The following is a 1408-nucleotide window of genomic DNA, read 5'->3' on the forward strand; positions in this document are numbered from 1 at the left end:
CCTACCAGGCTTACTCCATGGGAAGTGGACGCTGGTAGATGAACGTAGTTTCACAGTGCAATTGCTAAGTATGGTAACAGATATGAGTATCTCATTCCTGTTCGTGTTGTCGACCTATCTGGTAATGTATAAGTACTACCCTACACGGAAGTATATGCAGCTAACGATTACCATGGCGCTTATTATAAGCGTTTGTTTTATGGTTTGTCTATTTATCAGCTATGTGGTAACTATAGCACTATCTCTTGACCCTGTAAGATTAAGCCTCTTTTTTAGAAATAACATACTCATTTATGTGTTAAACACCATTTTTGCAATGGTATTCTATTTTATAAGGTACACCCGGCAGAAGGAATTAGAGCAAAAAGAATTAGAACTGCAGAACCGCACATCAGAGCTTTCATTCCTTCGCTCACAGGTCAACCCGCATTTTCTATTCAACAACCTCAATACAATTTATTCCCTTGTTTACCACAAATCCGAGCAAGCCTTACCGGCAATAGCAGGACTTTCGGAATTGCTGAGGTATATGCTCTACGACAGCAGTGAAAAAATAGAACTGGAGCAGGAGATCAGTTACATTGAGAAATACATCTCCCTTCAGCAATTACGTTTTGAAAACCCTGTTGCCGTTAATATGAAGGTAACTGGTAATGTAAAAGAAATGAAGGTGCCGCCCTTATTGCTAATCCCCTTTATAGAAAATGCCTTTAAACATGGAGATGTCTCGGAAAATAAAGAATGGCTATGGATAGACATCAATATGGCTGGTGCTGAGCTGATATTTTCATGTATCAATACCAAAGCGAGTAAAAGCAAGGATTTTACCGGAGGGATTGGAATAGGCAACGTAACGAAGAGACTTGAACTGCTTTTTAAAGGGTGTTACAAATTGGATATCAGAGACAATGAACATCAATTTACAGTTAAACTTGAACTGAACAATGAAGAATGGTAACATCCTGCACTGCATAGTCCTCGATGATGAGATCCATGCCGTTAAGTTACTGGCAGATTATGTAATGCGTACAAACGGCCTTGAACTGATATTGAAAACCACAGACCCGACAGCAGCTGTCGATCTCATTCATAACGGCAACGTCGACCTGATCTTCCTGGACATTCAAATGCCCAACCTTACGGGTATCGAGGTAATGAATATCATTCGTCAGAGACAAACAAAGGTCCTCCTCACAACAGCCTATCCGGAATATGCCTTAACTGGCTTCGAATACGATGCAATTGATTACTTAATGAAGCCCATCACTTTTGAAAGATTTTTGATTGCAGTAAACAAGGCTAAGAAACGAATGAATTTAAACGCTCCGGAGGCGATGGAACCTGACCATATTTTTATTAAGGTTGAGCACAGGCTGCAGAAAATCTTGTTTTCATCGATCCACTACAT

General features: G+C 40.1%; 2 protein-coding genes. Both read left to right on the forward strand.

The features are described 5' to 3' along the window. Positions 1-958: sensor histidine kinase (locus AC1DDX_RS26260; protein ID WP_477622905.1), on the forward strand; the 958-nt coding region annotated here is incomplete at its 5' end. Then, a partial coding sequence (locus AC1DDX_RS26265; RefSeq protein ID WP_477622906.1) for a LytR/AlgR family response regulator transcription factor occupies positions 945-1408 on the forward strand: 464 nt, incomplete at its 3' end. The genes AC1DDX_RS26260 and AC1DDX_RS26265, both read left to right, overlap by 14 nt.

This window comes from Pedobacter sp. 10L46_2 (genome assembly GCF_056395165.1).